The sequence below is a fragment of the Streptomyces sp. NPDC002884 genome (assembly GCF_040295245.1).
GTDB lineage: Bacteria > Actinomycetota > Actinomycetes > Streptomycetales > Streptomycetaceae > Streptomyces.
Map to the genome: position 1 here is coordinate 142,589 of NZ_JBEOVB010000007.1, position 22,182 is coordinate 164,770.

The 22,182-nt window shown below is 72.6% G+C and carries 13 protein-coding genes; 6 read left to right on the top strand and 7 right to left on the bottom strand.

Features of this window, described 5'->3' with window-relative positions:
• Positions 1 to 114: 114 nt before the first annotated feature.
• On the bottom strand, positions 115 to 2,529 hold the full coding sequence (gene lon / locus ABT070_RS17205; RefSeq protein ID WP_351760911.1) for an endopeptidase La: 2,415 nt from the start codon (positions 2,527 to 2,529) through the stop codon (positions 115 to 117).
• A 190-nt stretch (positions 2,530 to 2,719) separates the two neighbouring features.
• On the opposite strand from lon, the gene ABT070_RS17210 reads away from it, so the two are divergent.
• Together ABT070_RS17210 and ABT070_RS17215 are read left to right on the top strand one after the other, a co-directional pair.
• The gene (locus ABT070_RS17210; RefSeq protein WP_351760914.1) at positions 2,720 to 3,376 is read left to right on the top strand and encodes a GNAT family N-acetyltransferase; all 657 of its coding nucleotides are present in this window, start codon (positions 2,720 to 2,722) and stop codon (positions 3,374 to 3,376) included.
• Positions 3,377 to 3,507: 131 nt separating this feature from the next.
• Complete coding sequence (locus ABT070_RS17215; protein ID WP_351760916.1) at positions 3,508 to 4,527, top strand: DUF5954 family protein; 1,020 nt, start codon at positions 3,508 to 3,510, stop codon at positions 4,525 to 4,527.
• Positions 4,528 to 4,565: 38 nt separating this feature from the next.
• On the opposite strand, the gene ABT070_RS17220 is transcribed toward ABT070_RS17215, so the two are convergent.
• The gene (locus tag ABT070_RS17220; protein ID WP_351760919.1) at positions 4,566 to 5,357 is read right to left on the bottom strand and encodes a rhomboid-like protein; all 792 of its coding nucleotides are present in this window, start codon (positions 5,355 to 5,357) and stop codon (positions 4,566 to 4,568) included.
• A gap of 240 nt (positions 5,358 to 5,597) precedes the next feature.
• Between ABT070_RS17220 and ABT070_RS17225 the strand changes: the two genes are divergently transcribed.
• The 4 genes from ABT070_RS17225 (at position 5,598) to ABT070_RS17240 (ending at position 12,380) form a co-directional block, all read left to right on the top strand.
• A complete protein-coding gene (locus ABT070_RS17225; RefSeq protein WP_351760921.1) occupies positions 5,598 to 6,284 on the top strand; it encodes a spermine/spermidine synthase domain-containing protein in 687 nt (228 codons plus the stop codon).
• Between the two features lie 122 nt (positions 6,285 to 6,406).
• On the top strand, positions 6,407 to 7,147 hold the full coding sequence (locus ABT070_RS17230) for a response regulator transcription factor (protein WP_329220987.1): 741 nt from the start codon (positions 6,407 to 6,409) through the stop codon (positions 7,145 to 7,147).
• A complete protein-coding gene (locus tag ABT070_RS17235) occupies positions 7,144 to 8,247 on the top strand; it encodes a sensor histidine kinase (RefSeq protein ID WP_351760924.1) in 1,104 nt (367 codons plus the stop codon). Before ABT070_RS17230 ends, ABT070_RS17235 begins: the two co-directional genes overlap by 4 nt.
• A 302-nt stretch (positions 8,248 to 8,549) precedes the next feature.
• Positions 8,550 to 12,380, top strand: coding sequence for a multifunctional oxoglutarate decarboxylase/oxoglutarate dehydrogenase thiamine pyrophosphate-binding subunit/dihydrolipoyllysine-residue succinyltransferase subunit (locus ABT070_RS17240; protein ID WP_351760927.1), 3,831 nt, complete (start codon positions 8,550 to 8,552; stop codon positions 12,378 to 12,380).
• A gap of 81 nt (positions 12,381 to 12,461) precedes the next feature.
• Here the strand turns inward: ABT070_RS17240 and fxsT are convergent, their stop codons facing one another.
• From fxsT to ABT070_RS17265, 5 genes are all read right to left on the bottom strand, one after another.
• Complete coding sequence (gene fxsT / locus ABT070_RS17245) at positions 12,462 to 15,503, bottom strand: FxSxx-COOH system tetratricopeptide repeat protein (RefSeq protein WP_351760930.1); 3,042 nt, start codon at positions 15,501 to 15,503, stop codon at positions 12,462 to 12,464.
• A 130-nt stretch (positions 15,504 to 15,633) separates the two neighbouring features.
• Entirely contained in the window at positions 15,634 to 17,193 is a 1,560-nt protein-coding gene (locus tag ABT070_RS17250) for an aKG-HExxH-type peptide beta-hydroxylase (protein WP_351760932.1), read from the bottom strand.
• On the bottom strand, positions 17,190 to 18,347 hold the full coding sequence (locus tag ABT070_RS17255) for an FxsB family cyclophane-forming radical SAM/SPASM peptide maturase (RefSeq protein ID WP_351760935.1): 1,158 nt from the start codon (positions 18,345 to 18,347) through the stop codon (positions 17,190 to 17,192). Before ABT070_RS17255 ends, ABT070_RS17250 begins: the two co-directional genes overlap by 4 nt.
• A 168-nt stretch (positions 18,348 to 18,515) precedes the next feature.
• Complete coding sequence (locus tag ABT070_RS17260) at positions 18,516 to 18,719, bottom strand: FxSxx-COOH-like cyclophane-containing RiPP peptide (protein WP_351760938.1); 204 nt, start codon at positions 18,717 to 18,719, stop codon at positions 18,516 to 18,518.
• A 25-nt stretch (positions 18,720 to 18,744) separates the two neighbouring features.
• Positions 18,745 to 22,179, bottom strand: a complete 3,435-nt coding sequence (locus ABT070_RS17265) for an SAV_2336 N-terminal domain-related protein (protein WP_351760940.1) — start codon at positions 22,177 to 22,179, stop codon at positions 18,745 to 18,747.
• Between the last annotated feature and the right edge of the window lie 3 nt (positions 22,180 to 22,182).

Consider the following 22,182-nt stretch of genomic DNA (forward strand, 5'->3'; position numbering starts at 1 on the left):
CGCAGGCACGGACCGGCGGCGCTTCCCAGGACCCCGGCAGGGGTTCGCGGCGGAACAGGGAAGGCCCGGGCCTCCCTCACGGGACCCGGGCCCTCCCCTTTCCGGTCGCGTCCGTCACGCCGCGACCGGAACCTCCGGCGTCGCGCCGTGCGTGGCGGGCGCGAGCGCCAGTTCCAGGACCTGGCGGACGTCCGTGACGGCGTGGACGTCGAGCTTGTCCAGCACCTCCGCCGGGACGTCGTCCAGGTCGGGCTCGTTGCGCTTGGGGATGACGACGGTCGTGACGCCCGCCCGGTGCGCGGCGAGCAGCTTCTGCTTCACACCGCCGATCGGCAGGACCCGCCCGGTCAGCGAGACCTCGCCGGTCATCGCCACGTCCGTGCGGACGAGCCGGCCGGACAGCAGGGAGGCGAGGGCCGTCGTCATCGTGACGCCGGCGCTCGGACCGTCCTTGGGGACCGCGCCCGCCGGGAAGTGGATGTGCACGCCCCGGTCCTTCAGGTCGCCCACCGGCAGCTCCAGTTCGGCGCCGTGGCTGCGCAGGAAGCTGAGCGCGATCTGCGCCGACTCCTTCATCACGTCACCGAGCTGACCGGTCAGGGTCAGACCCGCCGCGCCCGTCTCCGGGTCGGCCAGCGACGCCTCGACGAAGAGGACGTCTCCGCCGGCGCCGGTGACCGCGAGACCGGTCGCGACACCGGGCACGGCGGTCCGGCGCTCGGCCGGGTCCTGGGCGGACTCGGGCACGTGGTGCGGCCGGCCGATCAGGGCGCGCAGGTCCTCGTCCCCGATGGTGAACGGCAGCTTCCGCTCGCCCAGTTCGTGCTGGGCCGCCACCTTGCGCAGCAGCCGCGCGATGGACCGCTCCAGGGTGCGCACCCCCGCCTCGCGGGTGTACTCGCCGGCGAGCTTGCGCAGCGCGCTCTCGTCGAGGGCCACCTCGTCCTTGTCCAGGCCCGCCCGCTCCAGCTGGCGCGGGAGCAGGTGGTCGCGGGCGATGACGACCTTCTCGTCCTCGGTGTAGCCGTCGAGGCGGACCAGCTCCATACGGTCGAGCAGGGCCTCCGGGATGGCTTCGAGCACGTTGGCGGTGGCGAGGAAGACCACGTCCGACAGGTCGAGCTCGACCTCCAGGTAGTGGTCGCGGAACGTGTGGTTCTGCGCCGGGTCCAGGACCTCCAGCAGGGCGGCCGCCGGGTCGCCCCGGAAGTCGGATCCCACCTTGTCGATCTCGTCGAGGAGCACCACCGGGTTCAGCGACCCGGCTTCCTTGATCGCCCGCACGATCCGGCCGGGCAGCGCGCCGACGTAGGTCCGGCGGTGGCCGCGGATCTCGGCCTCGTCACGGACGCCGCCGAGGGCGACGCGGACGAACTTGCGGCCCATGGCGTGGGCGACGGACTCGCCGAGGCTGGTCTTGCCGACGCCGGGCGGGCCGACGAGCGCGAGCACCGCGCCGCCGCGCCGTCCGCCGACGACACCGAGGCCGCGCTCGCCGCGCCGCTTGCGCACCGCGAGGTACTCGGTGATCCGCTCCTTCACGTCGTCCAGGCCGGCGTGCTCGGCGTCGAGGACGGCGCGGGCGCCCTGGATGTCGTACCGGTCCTCGGTCCGCTCGTTCCAGGGCAGTTCGAGGACGGTGTCCAGCCAGGTGCGGATCCAGGAGCCCTCGGGCGACTGGTCGCTGGAGCGCTCGAGCTTGTCGACCTCCTTGAGGGCGGCCTCGCGGACCTTCTCGGGCAGGTCGGCGGCCTCGACGCGGGCGCGGTAGTCGTCGGACTCCTCGCCCTCCTGTTCGCCGTTGAGCTCGCGCAGCTCCTTGCGCACGGCCTCGAGCTGGCGCCGCAGCAGGAACTCGCGCTGCTGCTTGTCGACGCCCTCCTGGACGTCCTTGGCGATCGTCTCGGCCACGTCCTGCTCGGCGAGGTGGTCGCGCAGTTGCTGGGTGGCGAGCTTCAGGCGGACCACCGGGTCGGCGGTCTCCAGGAGCTCCACCTTCTGTTCGGTGGTCAGGAACGGCGAGTAGCCGGAGTTGTCGGCGAGCGCGGAGACGTCGTCGATGGCCTGGACGCGGTCGACGACCTGCCAGGCGGCGCGCTTGCGCAGCCAGGCGGTGGCGAGCGCCTTGTACTCCTTGACGAGTTCGGCGACATGACCGGGCAGCGGATCGGGGACGCCCTGGTCGACCTTCGTCCCCTCGACCCACAGGGCCGCGCCCGGCCCGGTGGTACCGGCGCCGATCTTCACACGGCCGCGGCCGCGGATCAGCGCGCCCGGGTCGCCGTCGGCCAGCCGGCCGACCTGCTCGACGGTGCCGAGCACACCGGTGCTCGCGTAGGTCCCGTCGACGCGCGGCACCAGGAGTACCTGGGGCTTGCCCGGTGTTGAACGGGCGGCGGCCTGGGCGGCCTCCACCGCGGCGCGTACGTCGGGGTCGTTGAGGTCCAGCGGAACCACCATGCCGGGGAGCACGACCTCGTCGTCGAGAGGCAGCACAGGCAGGGTGAGCGGAGCGGACGTCGATGCCATGATCTCCCCTTAGGCAGTCAAGTTGAGCTATGCCGACTCAATGCACATGAGTCTCCGAATGTTCCCCACGGCATGACCCGTTCGCTGTGGGCGATCACGGCTGTTGCGGCGGACGGCTTCGGACATACGGTCGAACGTAATAGACCAATGGCACCGGAGCCTCTTACCGGGTCGTCATCAGGGGGTTCGTATGGATCGTTTCGTCCAGGCATGGGTGGACGGGTGGGTCGTGTCACGTGGGGCCGCTCCGCCCGTGGCCGAGCCCTGGGGCTGGACCGTCGACGTGGGAACGGGAACCCATCACGTCACCCGGCACGTGCTCGGCGCGACGAACGACGCCGTGGCGGAACCGACCGTCCGCGAGGTCGCGGGCGCGGTGACCGGGGCGGGCGTGTGGCTGAAGGTGTTCGCCGACCCGGCGGTGGTCGGGCCCTGGCTGGGGCCGGACTGGTGGATCGACCCCGAGCCCGGCTTCCTGATGACGGCTCCGCTCGCGGACGTCCCGCCCGGCGCCGCCCCCGACGGCTACCGGACCCGCACCTGGTCACGCGGCGGCGTGACGCGCACCATGATCGCCGCCCCGGACGGCTCCCTGGCCGCGCGCGGTCAGATCGCCCCGACCGGCGCCACGGCGGTCGCCGACCAGATCGAGACCTCTCCCGGCCACCGCCGCCGCGGACTCGGCGCCCTCGTCATGCGGACCCTGCACCGCGCGGCGCTCGAACAGGGCGCCGGAACCGGCGTGCTGGGCGCGACACCACAGGGGCGGGCACTGTACGAGTCCCTGGGCTGGCGCGTCGAGTCATCGCTGACCAGCGCGAAGTTCACGGGAGACGCACGGGGGTGACGTCCGGCGGCCGAGAGGGCGCACCCTTCGGCGCCGCACGACGGGGCACGCCCCTCGCGCCCCCTCTCCGTACCTCGCCCACTTCCGGCATTCACCCCGAAGTCACCCGTCCGCGCGACCACAATGCGCGTATGAGCGATGACTGGAAGCGACGTCTCGACGCCCTCCACGCCGACCTGGTCCGCCGTGACGACCCCGTCGCCTGGGTGACGGAGGCGGACGCCGTCGAGGCCTCACGGCGCTATCCGCACATCGCGCTGCGGGGACCCGTCTTCGGGGTCGCCGCTCGGGAGCCGTCGGCCGCCGAGCCGGGCTGGCGGCTGCTGAAGCCGGTGGTGGACGGCATGCCCCAGCAGGCCAGGGACGGGCTCAACTCCCACCTGTGGTTCAAGGCGAAGGACGGCACCGACGACCCGGCCGCCCGGCGCGAGCTGCTGGCGGCCGTGGCCGTGCTGGAGCGGGCCCCGGCCGACGAGGTGGAGGCGCTGGGCGTGCGCTACCGCGTGGTGCGCGGCGACGAGTTCGCCCGGACCGGCGACGACGGTCTGGAGCCGCCCCGGCCCACCGACCTCGAGTCCGTGAACCCGTCGTGGGAGGACCCGGGCAATGTCCCGTCGCCGGACGTGGGGTACGTCCTGGACCCCGACCGGGACGAGGGCCCGATGGCGGGCGCCCTGCGGCTTGGCCTGCGCGACTTCACGTACACGGGCGCCCGCTTCCCGGCCGACGTGCGCGCGGACTCCGAGTGGGCGGCCCGGACGCACCCGGACGTGGTGCGGCTGCCCGTCGGCTTCTCGGTGGCCGAACGCGACGGGTCCGGCTGGACCCCGTGCGGGTCCCTGGCGGCGACCCCGCACGAGGCGCGCCGCTCGCTGTACGAGGGGATGGCCCGCGTCTGGGCGATGCTCTACCGCTTCGACGAACGCAAGAAGGCCCTGTACGCGCGGGCCGCGGAGGCGTTCCGCGCGGCCGGCCGGGCCGACGAGGCGAGCGTGGAGGACCGTCTGTTCCGGATCTGCCGCGTGGAGCGGATGGTCCGGCTGGGCCCCGACGGCCCCGAGGCGCCCCGCCCGTCGGACCTCGACGAGTACGGCCCCATGAAGCTCCACCCGACCCTGCACGCGGACGGCAGGGTCCAGTACGACGACTGACCGGGAAGGCGGGCACCGGCCGGTGCCCGGAGCGGCGTTCAGCGGCCGGGAAGCGGTCGGGTCAGCGGCAGCCGCCGCAGCCACGGCCAGGCGCCGACGCCTATCGCCAGCGCGATCAGGTGTCCCCAGTTCGTCATCGGGTCGGTGAAGGCGATCAGGTCCTGGAGCAGCATCCCGCCGAAGACGGCGAGCAGCGGCCAGCGCAGCCACGGCCCGAGCAGGCCGGCCAGGGCGCCGACACTCGCGGCGACGCCGAAGCTGATGCCGTAGTCGAGGCGGTGCAGCGAACTGTCGGGCAGCCGGCCCACGAGCACGGCCAGCCCCACCGGCACCTCGGTCGCGAGGGTGGCCAGCACATGCCCGAGCAGGAAGACGACGGCCGTACGGACGCCGCCTATGCGCCGCTCCAGCGTCGTGAGGACGGCCAGGAAGCCGAGCGTGAAGGGGGAGGCGAAGCCGCCCGCCACCCACAGCGCGCTGGCCACCAGCACCAGCACGGGGGTCCGCACCAGATGCGCGACGTCGGTGCTGGACCCCTGGTGCAGGGCGTGCACCAGGGCGGGACCGGCATGCGCGGTGACCCAGGAGGTGACGGCGAGGACGGCCGCGTACGCGAGGGTGAAAGGGGCGGGGATCCGGTACCGGCGGCCGGGGCCCGCCTCGGCGGGCGGATCGGGGCGGGGCGGATCTGCGGCGCGGGGAGGGTCGGCGGGGGGTGGGTCGGCGAGGGGCGGGTCGGCGAGGGGCGGGGTGCGCTGCCCCGGGATGCCGTCCAGCAGGCCGCCGACGTCGGGCAGCGGCGGGCTCGTGGGCGCGGCCGTGCGTTCCACCGTGAGGCGCTCCTTCCGTTCCGCCCCACCCTTCGTGTCGCGCCGGTCCGCTGTCTGTGACCGACGCCACGCCTGAGCCGATTCACAGCAAGCTCCGAGACTTCTCCCGGCTGATCCCCATGTGCCCCGAAGCCGCTCCGAGACAGCGCCGAGGCTGGTTGCGGACAGATGTACGTCAACCTCGTCCCCCGCTCACGGAAATCCCTCAACAACCCACCGGGGAAGTGCCAGGATGGGCCGATGCCCATCCCGTACGACATCCCCGACGCGCCCGAGGTGCTGGACCGTCGCGAGGGCCCCTACGGTGAGGTCGTCCTGCGCCGGCACGGGGAGTTGCTCCAGATCATCGCCAACGGCTGCTTCCTGATGGACACCTCGGACGGCCGCTCGGAACGGCTCCTGGTCGACGCGGCGCTGTCCGCGCTGGACGGCCGCCGCTCGCCCGACCTGCTGATCGGCGGACTCGGCGTCGGCTTCTCCCTCGCGCACGCCGCCGCCGATCCCCGCTGGGGCACCGTCACGGTCGTGGAGCGCGAGCCCGCCGTCATCGACTGGCATCTCGACGGCCCCCTGGCCGCGCTCTCCGGGGAGGCGCTCGCCGATCCCAGGTCGAAGATCGTCGCAGCGGATCTGCTCGACTACGTCAATGAGACATGCGACACGTTCGACGCGGTATGCCTCGACATCGACAACGGGCCCGACTGGACCGTCACCGAGGGCAACGAAAGCCTCTATTCCACGACCGGACTCGCAAGCTGCGCACGGGTGTTGAGACCCGGTGGGGTACTGGCCGTGTGGTCGGCGCAGCCCTCTCCGGAATTCGAGGGAACCATGGGGAATGCCGGGTTCCAACAGGTGCGTACCGAAGAGATCCCCGTTGCCCGAGGCGTGCCGGACGTCGTGCACCTCGCCGTCCTACCTGGATAGCAAAGCCGTGGTGACTCCCCGTACGCTGCACCCCTGACGCCGATCATTTACGCGTCAACCGCAGTCATGCGCAGACAAGGGATCACCCCACTGGTTCCGGAAAGCACACTCAGGGGCGGGCGATGGAGCAGACACACACCGCACACAACAGCACGGCGACGGCCACACAAGGCGCGCAGCGGCGCGTTCTGGTGGTCGAGGACGATCCGACGATCGTCGACGCCATCGCGGCCCGCCTGCGCGCCGAGGGATTCCTCGTGCAAACGGCAGGTGACGGCCCGGCGGCCGTCGACACCGCCGAGGCCTGGCAGCCCGATCTGCTGATCCTCGACATCATGCTGCCCGGCTTCGACGGCCTGGAGGTCTGCCGTCGTGTGCAGGCCGCCCGTCCGGTGCCGGTCCTCATGCTCACCGCGCGCGACGACGAGACCGACATGCTGGTCGGGCTCGGCGTGGGCGCCGACGACTACATGACCAAGCCGTTCTCGATGCGGGAGCTTGCGGCACGCGTGCATGTGCTGCTGCGCCGTGTGGAGCGGGCCGCGATCGCGGCGACCACTCCGCGCAGCGGGATCCTGCGGCTCGGCGAACTGGAGATCGACCACGCGCAGCGCCGGGTGCGGGTCCGCTCGGAGGACGTGCACCTCACGCCCACCGAGTTCGACCTGCTGGTCTGCCTGGCGAACACCCCCCGCGCGGTGCTCTCCCGTGAGCAGCTCCTCGCGGAGGTCTGGGACTGGGCGGACGCCTCCGGCACCCGCACCGTCGACAGCCACATCAAGGCGCTGCGGCGGAAGATCGGCGCCGAGCGGATCCGCACGGTGCACGGTGTGGGCTACGCACTGGAGACCCCGACGCCATGACCTCCGGGCCGGACGGACCGAGAAGCCCCGGGGAGCCCTGGGGCCGCGTACGCCCGTTCTCGATCAAGACCAAGCTGGGTGCGCTGGTCGTCATCTCGGTGCTGATCACCACCGGGCTGTCGATGATCGCGGTGCACACCAAGACGGAGCTCCGCTTCATCACGGTCTTCTCGATGATCGCCACGCTGCTCATCACGCAGTTCGTGGCGCATTCGCTCACCGCGCCGCTGGACGAGATGAACACGGTGGCCCGGTCCATCTCGCACGGCGACTACACCCGCCGGGTGAGCGAGAACCGCCGCGACGAGCTGGGCGACCTGGCCCAGACGATCAACGTCATGGCGGACGAGCTGGAGGCGCAGGACCGGCAGCGCAAGGAGCTGGTGGCGAACGTCTCGCACGAGCTGCGCACGCCCATCGCCGGTCTGCGCGCCGTCCTGGAGAACGTCGTCGACGGCATCGCCGAGGCGGACACCGAGACGATGCGCACCGCCCTGAAGCAGACGGAGCGGCTCGGGCGGCTGGTGGAGACGCTGCTGGACCTGTCCCGCCTCGACAACGGCGTCGTCCCGCTGCGCAAGCGGCGCTTCGAGGTGTGGCCGTACCTGTCCGGGGTGCTGAAGGAGGCCAACATGGTCGCCTCGGCGCGCGCCACGATGGGCTCGGGCGGCAACCACACGCGTACCGACGTCCATCTGCACCTGGACGTGTCCCCGCCGGAGCTGACCGCGCACGCGGACCCGGAGCGGATCCACCAGGTGGTCGCGAACCTGATCGACAACGCCGTCAAGCACAGCCCGGCGCACGGACGGGTGACGGTGAAGGCGCGGCGCGGGCCGCTGCCGGAGTCGCTGGAACTCGAAGTCCTGGACGAGGGGCCCGGCATTCCGCGCTCGGAGTGGCGCCGCGTGTTCGAGCGGTTCAACCGGGGAGCCGTCCGCCGGCCGCACGGGCCGGGCAGCGACGGCGGTACGGGGCTGGGGCTGGCGATCGCCCGCTGGGCGGTCGATCTTCACGGCGGCCGGATCGGAGTGGCCGAATCCGAGCGGGGCTGCCGGATTCTTGTCACTCTTCCGGGAGAGTTTTCCGTCCCAAGTTGACGTAAAGTTCGAACCGGAGCCACAAGATCCACCGACGTTCGCGCAGCCGGACACGTGTGATCAGGCAGCGGACCGTCCCAGGTCGGCACGGGTCCGCACGCTCAGCGTGCGCGACCTGCATCAACGCACCCCTTTTGACGCGCAACCGCGCTTGTTTCCCGCCATTTACAGCCGCGAAACGCACTTTCCGATGTGACTTACGCGACGATGCACCGGCCCGGCCTGACTCTCCCCCTCCAGGGGGCGTAGCCTTTATTCCCGCTGTCCATCACCTTGTGAAGCGGAAGAGGGCGGTTGCCGCCGTGTCGCCACAGTCCCCCAGTAACGCATCGAGCATCTCGACCGACGCAGACCAAGCGGGCAAGAATCCCGCTGCCGCGTTCGGGCCGAACGAGTGGCTCGTCGACGAGATCTATCAGCAGTACCTCCAGGACCCGAACTCGGTAGACCGTGCCTGGTGGGACTTCTTCGCCGACTACAAGCCGGGGGCGCCCACCGCCTCGGCTCCGGCGGGTACTGCGGCCGCGGGGGCCGCAGCGACCACCACGCCCCCAGCGCCCGCCGCACCGGCCGCTCCTGCCCAGGCGGCGCCCGCCGCCCAGGCTCCTGCCGCTCCGGCTCCCGCTGCCCCGGCTCCCGCGCCGGCCGCCGCCCCGAAGCCCGCAGCCGCGGCTCCGGCCCCGGCCCCGGTGAAGGCGGCCCCCGCCGCCAAGCCGGCCGTGGCCAAGCCCGTGCCCGCCGCCGCCTCGGCCGCGCCGGCGCAGGGTCCGGAGTTCGTGACGCTGCGCGGCCCGTCCGCCGCGGTCGCCAAGAACATGAACGCCTCGCTGGAACTGCCCACGGCCACGTCCGTGCGCGCGGTCCCGGTGAAGCTGCTGTTCGACAACCGCATCGTCATCAACAACCACCTGAAGCGCGCCCGGGGCGGGAAGATCTCCTTCACCCACCTCATCGGCTACGCGATGGTGCAGGCCATCAAGGCCATGCCGTCGATGAACTGGCACTATGCGGAGAAGGACGGGAAGCCCACCCTCGTCAAGCCGCCGCACGTCAACTTCGGCCTGGCCATCGACCTGGTGAAGCCCAACGGCGACCGCCAGCTCGTCGTCGCCGGCATCAAGAAGGCCGAGACGCTGAACTTCTTCGAGTTCTGGCAGGCCTACGAGGACATCGTCCGCCGCGCCCGCGACGGCAAGCTGACGATGGACGACTTCACCGGCGTCACGGTCTCCCTGACCAACCCCGGCGGCCTCGGCACCGTCCACTCGGTCCCGCGTCTGATGCCCGGCCAGTCGGTCATCATGGGCGTCGGCTCGATGGACTACCCCGCGGAGTTCCAGGGCACCAGCCAGGACACCCTGAACAAGCTCGGCATCGCGAAGGTCATGACGCTCACGTCGACCTACGACCACCGGGTCATCCAGGGCGCCGCCTCCGGCGAGTTCCTCCGCGTCGTCGCCAACTCCCTCCTCGGGGAGAACGGCTTCTACGACGAGATCTTCGAGGCGCTGCGCATCCCCTACGAGCCGGTCCGCTGGCTCAAGGACATCGACGCCAGCCACGACGACGACGTCACCAAGGCCGCCCGGGTCTTCGAGCTGATCCACTCCTACCGGGTCCGCGGCCACGTCATGGCCGACACCGACCCGCTGGAGTACCGCCAGCGCAAGCACCCCGACCTGGACATCACCGAGCACGGCCTCACCCTGTGGGACCTGGAGCGGGAGTTCGCGGTCGGCGGCTTCGCGGGCAAGTCCCTGATGAAGCTGCGCGACATCCTGGGCGTGCTGCGCGACTCGTACTGCCGCACCACCGGCGTCGAGTTCATGCACATCCAGGACCCGAAGCAGCGCCGCTGGATCCAGGACCGCATCGAGCGCGCGCACAGCAAGCCGGAGCGCGAGGAGCAGCTGCGCATCCTGCGCCGGCTGAACGCTGCGGAGGCCTTCGAGACCTTCCTGCAGACGAAGTACGTCGGCCAGAAGCGCTTCTCCCTGGAGGGCGGCGAGTCCGTCATCCCGCTGCTCGACGCGGTGCTGGACAGCGCGGCCGAATCGCGGCTGGACGAGGTCGTCATCGGCATGGCCCACCGCGGCCGCCTGAACGTCCTCGCGAACATCGTCGGCAAGTCGTACGCGCAGATCTTCCGCGAGTTCGAGGGCAACCTCGACCCGAAGTCGATGCACGGCTCCGGCGACGTCAAGTACCACCTGGGCGCCGAGGGGACCTTCACCGGCCTGGACGGCGAGCAGATCAAGGTCTCGCTGGCCGCGAACCCGTCCCACCTGGAGACGGTCGACCCGATCATCGAGGGCATCAGCCGCGCCAAGCAGGACATCATCAACAAGGGCGGCACGGACTTCACGGTCCTGCCGGTCGCCCTGCACGGCGACGCGGCCTTCGCGGGCCAGGGCGTGGTGGCCGAGACCCTGAACATGTCGCAGCTGCGCGGTTACCGCACGGGCGGCACGGTCCACATCGTCATCAACAACCAGGTCGGCTTCACCGCCGCCCCGGAGTCCTCGCGCTCGTCGATGTACGCCACGGACGTGGCGCGCATGATCGAGGCCCCGATCTTCCACGTGAACGGCGACGACCCGGAGGCCGTGGTCCGCGTCGCGCGGCTGGCCTTCGAGTTCCGCCAGGCGTTCAACAAGGACGTGGTGATCGACCTCATCTGCTACCGCCGCCGCGGTCACAACGAGTCGGACAACCCGGCCTTCACCCAGCCGCTGATGTACGACCTGATCGACAAGAAGCGCTCGGTGCGCAAGCTGTACACCGAGTCCCTCATCGGTCGCGGCGACATCACCCTGGAAGAGGCCGAGCAGGCGCTCCAGGACTACCAGGGCCAGCTGGAGAAGGTCTTCACGGAGGTCCGCGAGGCCACCGCGCAGCCCGCCGCCGGCGACTCCCACGAGCCGCAGGACAACTTCCCGGTCGCGGTGAACACCGCCGTCTCCGCGGAGGTCGTCAAGCGCATCGCCGAGTCCCAGGTCAACATCCCGGACTACTTCCACGTCCACCCGCGTCTGCTGCCGCAGCTGCAGCGCCGGGCGTCGATGGTCGAGGACGGCACGATCGACTGGGGCATGGGCGAGACCCTCGCGGTCGGCTCCCTGCTCCTGGAGGGCACCCCGGTCCGGCTGTCCGGCCAGGACTCGCAGCGCGGCACCTTCGGCCAGCGCCACGCGGTCCTGATCGACCGTGAGACGGGGGAGGAGCACACCCCGCTCCAGTACCTCAACGACGAGCAGGCGCGCTACAACGTCTACAACTCCCTCCTCTCCGAGTACGCGGTGATGGGCTTCGAGTACGGCTACTCGCTGGCCCGCCCCGACGCGCTCGTGATGTGGGAGGCGCAGTTCGGCGACTTCGTCAACGGCGCGCAGACCGTGGTCGACGAGTACATCTCGGCGGCCGAGCAGAAGTGGGGCCAGACGAGCGGTGTCACGCTCCTCCTCCCCCACGGCTACGAGGGCCAGGGCCCGGACCACTCCTCGGCCCGGGTCGAGCGCTTCCTCCAGCTCTGCGCCCAGAACAACATGACGGTCGCGATGCCCACGCTCCCGTCGAACTACTTCCACCTCCTGCGGTGGCAGGTGCACAACCCGCACCACAAGCCGCTGGTCGTCTTCACCCCGAAGTCGATGCTGCGTCTGAAGGCCGCGGCGTCCAAGGCGGAGGAGTTCACGAGCGGCCAGTTCCGCCCGGTCATCGGCGACTCGACGATCACCGACCCGGCGGCCGTGAAGAAGGTCGTCTTCTGCACCGGCAAGGTCTACTACGACCTGGAGGCCGAGCGTCAGAAGCGCGGCGTCACGGACACGGCGATCATCCGCCTCGAGCGGCTGTACCCGCTGCCGGGTGCCGAGGTCCAGGCGGAGGTCAACAAGTACCCCAACGCCGAGAAGTACCTCTGGACCCAGGAGGAGCCGGCCAACCAGGGTGCCTGGCCGTTCATCGCCCTGAACCTGATCGACCACCTGGACCTCGCGGTCGGCGCCGACGTGCCGCACGGCGAGCGCCTGCGCCGCATCTCGCGCCCGCACGGCTCGTCCCCGGCGGTCGGCTCCGCCAAGCGGCACCAGGCGGAGCAGGAGCAGCTGGTGCGTGAGGTGTTCGAGGCGTAGTCCTCGACCGCCCCACGCGAAGGGCCCGCCCCCGGAGGTTTCCGGGGGCGGGCCCTTCGGCGTGCACGGGACGGCCGGGCGTCAGATGACCTGGGGTTCGAAGTCCCAGTAGGGGCGGTTGCGGGAGCGGGCCGAGACGGTGTGCGGGTGCTTGCTGCCGAGCGTCGCGTCGAGGTCCGAGAGGGCCTCCTGCTCGACCTTCTCCGCCTGCCGCCGGTCCCGCAGACCGCGCAGGTCCGCCGCGTACGCGATCCGTGCCGACAGGGTCAGCGGGTGGGTCCGGCCGAGCGATTCGATGGCCCGGGTGACCGTGTCCCGGCTGAGGTCCGCGGCGCTCTCGGTGTCACCGACGATGTTGCGCAGGGCCGAGGCGTTCAGGGCGGAGCCCAGTGTCCAGGCGTGGTTCTCGCCCACCGCCTCGGTCATCGACGCCAGCGCCTGCTCCAGCAGGACGTGGCCGGCCTCCCGCTCACCGACGTTGCGCAGGATCAGCGCCTGGTTGACGCGGGCGCCCGCGACGAAGGGGTGCCCGTCGCCGAGCATCACCTCGTAGCGCGCGACGACGGCCTCACTGAGCTCGTGGGCCCGGTCGATGTCGCCGTGCTCGCGGGCGTAGCAGCTCTGGGCCGTCGCGAAGATCAGGGTCAGCGGATGCGTCTCGCCCAGCACCCGCTCACCGCGCTCCAGCACGCTGGAGAGCATCTCCCCGGGTTCCTCCCACTCGATGCCGCGGTCCCGGCCGCGGTCACGATCGCCCAGGCGGTAGCGGCACAGCGCGAGGTTGTGCTCGGCGCTGAGGGTCTGCGGGTTGTCGCGGCCCATCACGAGACGGCTCTCGCGCACGTTCTTCGCCTGGATGGACTCGGCCTCCGCGTAGCGGCCGAGGAGCCGCAGGTCGATGGCGTAGTAGATCTCGGAGCCGAGCGTCCAGGGGTGACGGGCCCGCAGCAGGACCCGTCGGGACTCCAGGGTCTGCCGGTCGATGTCCAGGGCTTCCTGGTAGCGCCCGAGCAGCCGTAGGGAGACCGCCAGGTTGTTCAGCGAGTTGAGGCTCCGCGAGTCCTGCTCGCCCAGCAGGTCGCGGTATCCGACCAGAACCCACTGGGAGAGTTCCAGTGCCTCGTCGTAGCGGCCGAGGCCGCGCAGGTCGGCGGCGAGACCGGCCGCGGCCCGCAGATGCTCCAGGTCCTGGGGTCCGCGCTCCGCCTTCAGGTGCTCGGAGGCGGCGCGGCTGAGGGCCTCGGTCCCGGCGTAGTCGCCGACGGCGCGCAGCAGGTTGGTGTAGTGGTAGCTCAGCTCCCAGATCCTGGGGTGGGTGGGGCCGAGCAGCTCGCGCCAGGCCTCCATGGCGCGCTCGCCGAGCTTGATGCCGGCGTTGTACTCGCCGGAGAAGTACATGTAGCGCAGGCAGTTGAAGACCAGCCGCTGGACGGCCGGGTCCTGGGTCTGGAGCACGTCCGCGTACTTCAGATGCGGCACGATCTGGGCGTATCCCGGCCACAGGTCGGGGTCGGTGGGCCGGCGCGGATCGGCCGCGGCGAGCGCCTGGCGTACGACGTCGATGAACTCCTTGCGGTCCGTGTCCGGCATGTCCTTGTGCACGATCTGGTGGACCATGCGGTGCAGGTAGAGCGACTCGCCCGAGGCGGCCGCCTCGTCACCGAGCGCTTCGTGGGACTCCAGGCGGACCACCGAGTACTGACGGAGCTGGTTGATCGCCTTGTTCCACAGCAGCGGGTCGTTGAGCAGTCCGGCGAGCTGTTCGGGCAGTGCTTCGCTGGACATCTCGCGCAGCAGGCGGACGGGGATGAAGCCCGGTGCGAAGAACGTGCACAGCCGCAGCAGGTCGACCGACTCGGGGACGGTGTCGCGGAGTTTGTTCAGCAGTATCGACCACGCGGTCTGGAAGGCGAGCGGGAAGTCCGCCGACACCTTCACCACGTCGCTGTCGATGCCGCCGTCGAGCAGGGCGATGTACTGGCGCACCGAGAGGTCGGAGTCGTTCAGCCAGCCCGCCGTCTGGTCCAGCAGCAGCGGCAGGTCCTCCAGGGCGTCCGCGAGCTGGTCGGCCTCCACCTCCGTCAGCCTCGGCGCGCGGCGCCGGATGAACGCCACCGACTCGTCACGGGCGTAGACGGGCACTTCCAGCAGCTTGCTGTTGTGCTCGGTCCATTCGGGGTTGCGGGAGGTGATGATGACGTGGCCGGGGCCGGTCGGCACCAGGTCCCAGATCTGGTCGGGTTCGTCCGCGCCGTCGAGGATCAGCAGCCAGCGCCCGTACGGTTCGCCGCGGCGCAGCGAGTCGCGGACCGCGCGCAGCCGCTCGCCGTACTCCTGGCCGGTCTGGAGCCCCAGTTTCGGGGCGAGTTCGGCGAGCAGCCGGCGGTAGGTGACGCGTTTCTCGGCGTTGACCCACCAGACGACGTCGTACTCGGAGCCGAAGCGGTAGACGTACTCGGCGGACAGCTGGGTCTTGCCCACGCCCGACATGCCGTGGAAGGTGACCACGCCGGCGCCGGGCTCGGCGTTCCGCAGCACGTGGTAGGCCTCGTTGAGCAGCGACTCGCGGCCGGTGAACCGGGTGTTGCGACGGGGCACCCCGCCCCAGACCTCGGGCATCGACGCCGGGAACCGGGGACCGCGGCGCGCCGCGTCGAGGGGCTCGGGCAGCGGGTCGGTCGGCAGGTCCAGCCGGTCGAGCAGCCGGCGCTCGGCTTCCTCCGCTCCCATGTTGGTCAGGTTGACCGGGGCGAGGACGGCGGTCGCCGAGGGCACGGACGCCGAGGTGACGGAGACGGCGGCGAACCGGGCCGCGTCGGGGGCGACGACCTCGCGCAGCGCCGTGTTCCACTCCTCCTGCGTCCGGGGACCGAGCTGGAAGTACCACTCGCTGACGACGATGAGGATGCGGCCCTCGGCGAGTTCCAGGTCGCGCAACAGGTCCACCAGGGGGACGTCCGCCGGGGAGTCCCAGCGCAGGTACACCACCCGCAGGCCGCGACGTTCGAGCCGGTCCCCGACCCAGGCCGCCCAGGCCCGGTTGAAACCCGCGAAGTGGATCGTGACCGTCTGCCTCGCGGCCCCTCTCCCGGTTGCCCCCACCGGCGTACGAGCTCCAGACATGCAGCGGCCTCCAGCGCGTAGTACCAAAATCCTAGAACCTCGGCGCGTCGTGCGTAAGTCCGCCGACTTCATCCACGCGTGCCTCGATTCGACGATCTTCGCGCACGGGACGGCCCCTCGCAGGCCATCCTCATTCTTTCGGGCGTGGCACAGCGGGAGCATGACGCTGTGTCCACAGAGCGCGCGCGGCCTTCACGTACGCCTGGGCCCGCGCGGTGTGGTTCCGGGGCGCCGGACGGTCGGCCATGCGCTCGTAGGTGGCTGTCATCTCGTCGACGAACCGGCGTCCGCGGACGGTGAGGTCGGGCGAGCCGACGAGTCCCGGCAGGGCCGCTCCGACCTGGGCCCGGTAGCGGGCGTGCCGGGACCAGGCGTACTCGCTGTCGGGCGGTGCGGTGCCCAGTGCGCGGCGCTGGAAGTAGTCCGCGAGGGCCAGGTGCGAGTAGATCCCCTGGAGCAGACCGTCGTACGGCCGGGGGTCCGTCTTCCAGGGGGCGAAGTAGCGCGGCTCCGCGTCGGCGTGATGGAGGGTCACCAGGTCTCCCAGGGCCGCCAGTTTCGCGTGGTGCAGTTCGTGGACGAGGGTCTCGGCCAGGGCCAGGGCGTCCTGCGGGGCGCTGGAGAGCAGGGCGCCGAACGCCTCGTGCCGGGTCGCGCTGCAACTGTCCCGTCCCGCGGCGCCGGGCGGCCGTTCCAGCGGGACCAGGCAGCGCAGCAGCGCCACCGCCTCGGTCACCCGGTGCGCGCCGCCGGTGCGCAGCGCGGCCTCGGTGCCCGACCAGGCCTGGAGCCAGCGTTTGCAGTCCCCGTCGTCGAGGATCGCGGGTCCGCCGAGCGTCCGGTGGCGGGGGCCGGGCGCGACCCGGTAGGGATCCACGTCGTCCAGGGGCATGGGGGCCCGGGCGGCGGACAGTCCGGGCAGGGCGTGCACGGGGGTCCAGGCGAGCGCCCCGGACCAGGCCCCGATCCCGCTCTCCAGACGCACGACGACGTCCGGCGCGTCGGGCAGGCGCACCGTCAGACGCCCTTCCCGGTGGGTGACGTCGACGGGGACGTCGCCCGTGGTGGCCGTGCGCAGCGAGCCGAGGGACGGCAGGGTGAGCACTCCGCCGTACGCGGTCAGCCGGACGGTGAACGGGATCCCGGCGCGCGCGGCGGCCACCGCGGCGATCGCGCTGAAGTGCGCGAGATCCTGCCGGAGCCGGCGGGACCCGGGCTCGTCCGGGGGGCCCGTACGGCCGTCGAGTCCGTGCAGACAACTCAGGGCCCATGGCCCGGTCAACGGATGGAAGAGCCGGGCCCGGGCAGGCGAGAGCACGGCATCAGGCGGGGGCGGGTGGGCGGTACCGGGTGGGGGCGGGTGGGCGGTACCGGGTAAGGGGTGCGGCGCGCCGGGCGAGGAGTGCGGAGTTCCCCGCGAGTCCTGCGACACGCCCGCCGAAGGGGGTGCGGTGCCGGGTGGCTGTGGCCGGTCGGCCTCGGCGAGCAGGGACCAGTCCTCGCGCAACCGGGCCTTTCGGCTCGGGGAGCACAGCGCGGGATCCGCGGCCTCGGCCGCGTCGAGCACGGCGCGCAGCAACAGCAGCCGTCGGGTGTCCTGGTCCCGCACGAGGAGGGCCAGGGTGTCGGGCGTCCCTTCGGTACGGCCGAGTTCCACGAGGGCCCGGTCGGGGACCGTCGGCCTCGTCACGGTGCGCCTCCCTTCCGGGCGGCGGGGGCGGTCGCCGTCGCGGCCGGGTCCGCGGCGAGCCGGCCGGCGACGTGACGGATGAAGCGCTGGAGGTCCGCGCAGTACACGGACGGGTTGCGGAAGCCGTGCCCCGCCCGGTAGCGGTGGGCGTAGTGACCGCCTCCGCAGACGGTCAGCAGGGGGCAGGCCCGGCACTGGTCCGCGAGGGCCGCGGCACCCGCCTGCCGGGCCGCCACCGCGGGATGCAGCAGTGCCTCGTCGAAGGTGTGCCGGAAGACGTCCAGGCCGGTGCGCGCGGCGCCGTGGTAGGCGGACTTCAGGGCGTCCACCTGCTCGATCGATCCGTCGGTCTCCACGACGACCGCGTCGAACGGGGCGAGGCCGAGGGCCTCGCTGACCGAGGGCAGCCCCAGCAGAAGCGCGACGCACTCCTCGAAGAGGCGGACCCGGGTCTCCCGTCGGCCGGCCCGCCACCAGCGGTCGAAGACGGCGCACAGCCACTCCCCGTGGCGGGCGTCCGCCCAGTGGGGCGGTGGGGCGGACCAGTTGCCGTGCGGCAGCAGGAAGTCCAGGCCGGGCGGTCGCAGGGTGAGGAGGGACTCGTACGTCTCCACCGGGTCCAGCGTGACGTCGACGACGGTGAGGATGCCGGCGTAGGCCTGCGGGGCCTGCTCGGCGACCAGCAGCGCCCCGCGCGCGGCGGCGGGCCAGGACGGGCGCCCCGCGTGGTCGACGCGGCGGGCGTTGTGCGCGGCGAGGCCGCCGTCGAGGCTTACGCCGATCCGGATGCCGGCGTCGGCCAGCACGGCGAGACGCCGCGCGGTGAGCAGGGTGGCGTTGGTCTGGACGGTGGCGTGGACCGTGCAGCCGGCCGGGACGCGGTCGCGCACCAGGGCGGTGAAGCGGGCCAGCTTCCCTGCGCCGGCCAGCAGGGGCTCGCCGCCGTGCAGGACGAGGGAGACGTCCGTGAGGGCGTGGGCGCCGGCGTGTTCGGCGATACGGGTGGCGGTACGGTCGAGGACGTCGTCGGCGGTGGCCGCGGGGCGGGTGCGCCAGGTGGAGTCGGGGCCCTCGTAGAGGTAGCAGTAGGTGCAGGCGAGGTTGCAGCGGCCGTGCGTCTTCACGATGAACTGGCGGAAGGCCTGTCGAGACACTCCAGCACCCCCATGCCTAGGCCCTTGAGCCGCATTCCCGGGCGGGCACGGGTCACAAACCCCACGCGACCGAAGTTGTCCGAGTCGTACACAGAAGCAACCGGAATCGACTTCGAACGATCGGATGACGCGGCGCCGGATGGTCCGGTGGAGCCGACGGCGGCCGCCTCAGAGCGCCGAGGCGAACCCCCACAACGGCTCGCTCGTCTGTCCCGCGCGCTCCCGCAGCTCCTCCAGCAGTTCCAGCAGCACGGGATGCTCGATCGTCCCCAGCTCCGTGAGACCGAGCGACAGCAGATCCGGCAACGGCTCCCCCACGTCGGGCGCCTCCGGCGCCACCGTCACCCCCGCGAACCCGTCCTGTGCGTCCATGCCCACCCCTCCCGACTCGCTCCGCTCATGTCACCCGTTCCAGAGCGGCCAGCCGCCGCGCCGTCTGCTCCGCCGTCGGCTCGCCCGTGCCCAGGTGGTCCTCCGGCAGCCGCGACCACTCCGCGCGGGCCAGGCGATAGGCCTCGCGGGCGGCACGCGGCCGGGCGGCCGCCTCGTAGGACATACCCCGCCAGTGATGCGCCTGCGCGCACAACTCGACGGCCTCATGGCGCCGACGACCGGTTTCGGCCACCCCCTCCGCCTCCCGGGCGGCCTCCGCCGCGTCCCGGAAGGCGTCGACCGCGAGGTCGAGCCGGGCCGGCCGGCGCAGGCTGCGATAGGCCTCGAACTGGACCTGGCCGAGGTCCAGCCGGCAGCGGGCGGCCAGCAGCGGATCCCCCGCGTCCGCCGCCGCGAGGCCGAAGAGGTGCTCGGCCTCGCGCAGGTCGACACGGTCGCCCCGGGCCCGGTAGCGCAGCATCAGCGCGCGGCCGAGCAGCAGCAGCCGGTGGGCGACCTGACGGCTGCCCGCCGGGGTCTCCATCCGGCAGTCCCGCAGCACGCGGATCGCCCGGGACAGCGCGTCCTGCGCCCGTGCCCCGGACTGGAGTCCGGCCAGCCGCAGCAGCGCCTCGCCCCACTCGGCGAGGACGTCGGCGTGCGCGGGCGCGTCTCGGGACATCCGCTGGGCGGCCTGCGCGAAGCGGTCCGCGGCCGCCTCCAGCTCCGCCGGTTCGCCCGACTCGGCGTAGCGGGCCACGGCGATCCGGCCGGCCCGCGCCAGCAGGGACGCGCGCCGACCCTGTTCGCGCACCAGGGCGAGGGCCTCGTCGACCCGGGCCTGGGCGTCGTCCAGCGGGCCGCCCGCCTGGAGCAGCGCGTCGACCAGGTCGAGCAGGATGCGCACCCGCGCGCGTGCCGACTCGGCGGTGGACGGCTCCGCGCCGGTGTCCAGGGCGTTGCGCAGCGACTGCGCGCCCTGCTCGGCGTAGAGACGGGCCTGGACGGGGTCGGCGGTGGCGCCGGAGAGGCGCAGCAGGATCCGGCCGTGCTCCAGGGGGAGTTCGGGCGGGCGCCGGCGCCGGTCGGGCCAGACGTCGGCGAAGGCCTCCAGCATGCCGACGGCGCCCTGGAGCAGCGCGCTGTCCCCGCCGAGCCGCCACTGCGCGTCCAGGGCGCGCACCCGTTCCAGGGTGAGTTTCAGGGCCTGGTTCTCGTCGAGCCCGGGCGCGGCGCAGGCGACGGCGTACTCGCGGTCGGCGCGGCGCAGCAGGTCCAGGGCGCCGGTGCGGTCGCCGCGTCGCCTGCGGTCGGTCGCACCCGCGTGCAGCACCCGCGCCAGCACGGCCCGTTCGTGCAGCCGGCGCGGATGCGCGGTGGCCCGCTCCGCGGCCGCCTCGGCCTCCTGGAGGAGGTCGTCGCCGCCCTGCACCTCCCACAGGCGCAGGGTGCAGTGCGCGTACTCGGCCCACAGTTCGGGGTCGGCGGCCGCCCGCTCGTGCTCGGTGGCGCCGCGCAGCAGCTGTACCGCGTCGATGACGTCCTGGATCATCCCCTCGCTGTCGAAGCGCTCGATCAGCACGCGGGCCCTGCGGACCGCCTGGTGCGTCGGGCGGTCCGCGGGCTGTCCCGGTCCGGTCCGGCTCGCGGGGCTCTCGAACTGCTCGGGCAGCGGCATGAACCGCCGCAGCACGCGGGCCGCGACCTCGGCGAAGGGCTGGGGCACGGAGGTCTCCTCGCCGTTGCCGCCGTTGTCGCCGTGGTCCCCGTGGTCACCGTGGTCCGTGCGCTGGGTGGCGGGAGCGTACGGGCGGCCCGCGCCGCCGTCGCCGAGCTGGGCCAGGGCGAGGGCCGGGAAGTTGGGGCCGCCCTTGCCGAAGCGCTGCTCGATGTACTCGGAGCAGTGCTTGAGCACCAGCATGGCCTCGTCGCGGCCCAGCCGGGACAACAGGGCGTCACGCACGTCGGGTTCGATGCGGTACCACTGGGCGCCGCCGTCGGCGTACTCCTCCGACGCGCGGGTGAGCAGCCCGCCGACCAGCACCTCGGCGAGTTCGGCCGGCCCGGAGTCGGGCAGCATCGTGCGCTGGACGAGCTGCATCACGGGCAGGCACAGGGGTGCGGCGGCCAGGTAGACGGCGAGCCGTCCGGCAGCCGGGGAGGCGCTGGAGCTGAACCTGCTGACCCGTTCGAACGGCGTGCGCCGCCGGTCGGCGCGTGCCGCCGGGGCGGCCGGCTGGTCCGCGCGCACCCAGCCCACGGCCCCCGGGACGGGTCCGGCGCCGGCCCCGGACAGCAGCCTGGCCCAGGCGCCCAGGGCCACCGGCTCGGGCGGCAGCACCGGCACCGGCAGCGCTCCCCGGCGTGCCTCCGCCGGGACCCCCGCCGGGGTGCGTACGCGCAGCGCGGCCGCTCCGCCCAGTGTCTCGCCGCGGCTCAACTCGCAGAACAGCACGGGCAGTCGGGTGCGGTTCCACAGGCGCTGCGGCAGCGGCTGGAGCACGGCGACCGGGCCCTGCCGGGAGAGGTGGTGCAGCAGTCGGTGCGCGTGGCCGCTGTGCCACAGGGGGCCCGCGCAGTCGCTGACGAACAGGACGATCCGGCGGCCGGTGGGATCGCTGAGCCGGTCCGTGGAGTGCAACGGCGCCGCGTAGGCATCGGGGCTGCGGCTGACGGCCGGCTCACCGTCCGGCCCCTGGTGCAGATGACTGACCTGGATGTCGGAGAAGGCGCCCAACTGGCCGAAAACCTGCTGCAGTTCGACGAACAGCCGGTCCCACACACGCATCGAGGACGAGGCGTCCAGGACCAGCTGGAGCCGGGCGTCGCCCCGGGTGACGGGCCGGTGGACGGGCAGGATCAGGCCGCCCGCCTGCGCGCTGCGCTCCGCCGTCGCCGTCTCGTCGAGTCGCATGCGCAGCGGCGGCGCGGGGCTCCGGTAGCGCTGCAACCGACGTAATGCGCGCTGGAGTTCGAGCGGGGCGGGCAGCACGGGCGCAGCGGGTACGCCCACCGGCAGCGCGGCGGCACGGCCCGCGCCGCGGGTCCGCTCCGTTCCGTCCTGCGGGACCGGGTACAGGCTGACCCGCCCGTCGGCCCCCACGTCCCGCGGCGGCGGCTCCGGCCGTTCGGGGCGGTCCCCCCGCGGCCGTCCGTCCCCGTCCCGGCCGGGTCCGCCGTCGGGCCGGAGCGTGGGCCGGCCGCCGGTTCCGGCGGGCGGGTCCTCCTGGTCGGGGGCCTGTGCCGGCCTGGTCCAGCGCGCCAGCCAGAGCGCGTCGCACAGCTGCGGCACATCGGGGTCGAGCCCGACGTCGCGCAACCGCGCGACGAGTTCGGCGAGCGGATCACCGCCGTGCGGTGATGACGTCGAGGCGCCGACGGGCGCGAGGGAGCCGCCCGGGGGGTCGGTACGGCGGCCGTCGGGCGGGACCGGACCGTGGCGGGCCGCTGCGTCGGGCATCAG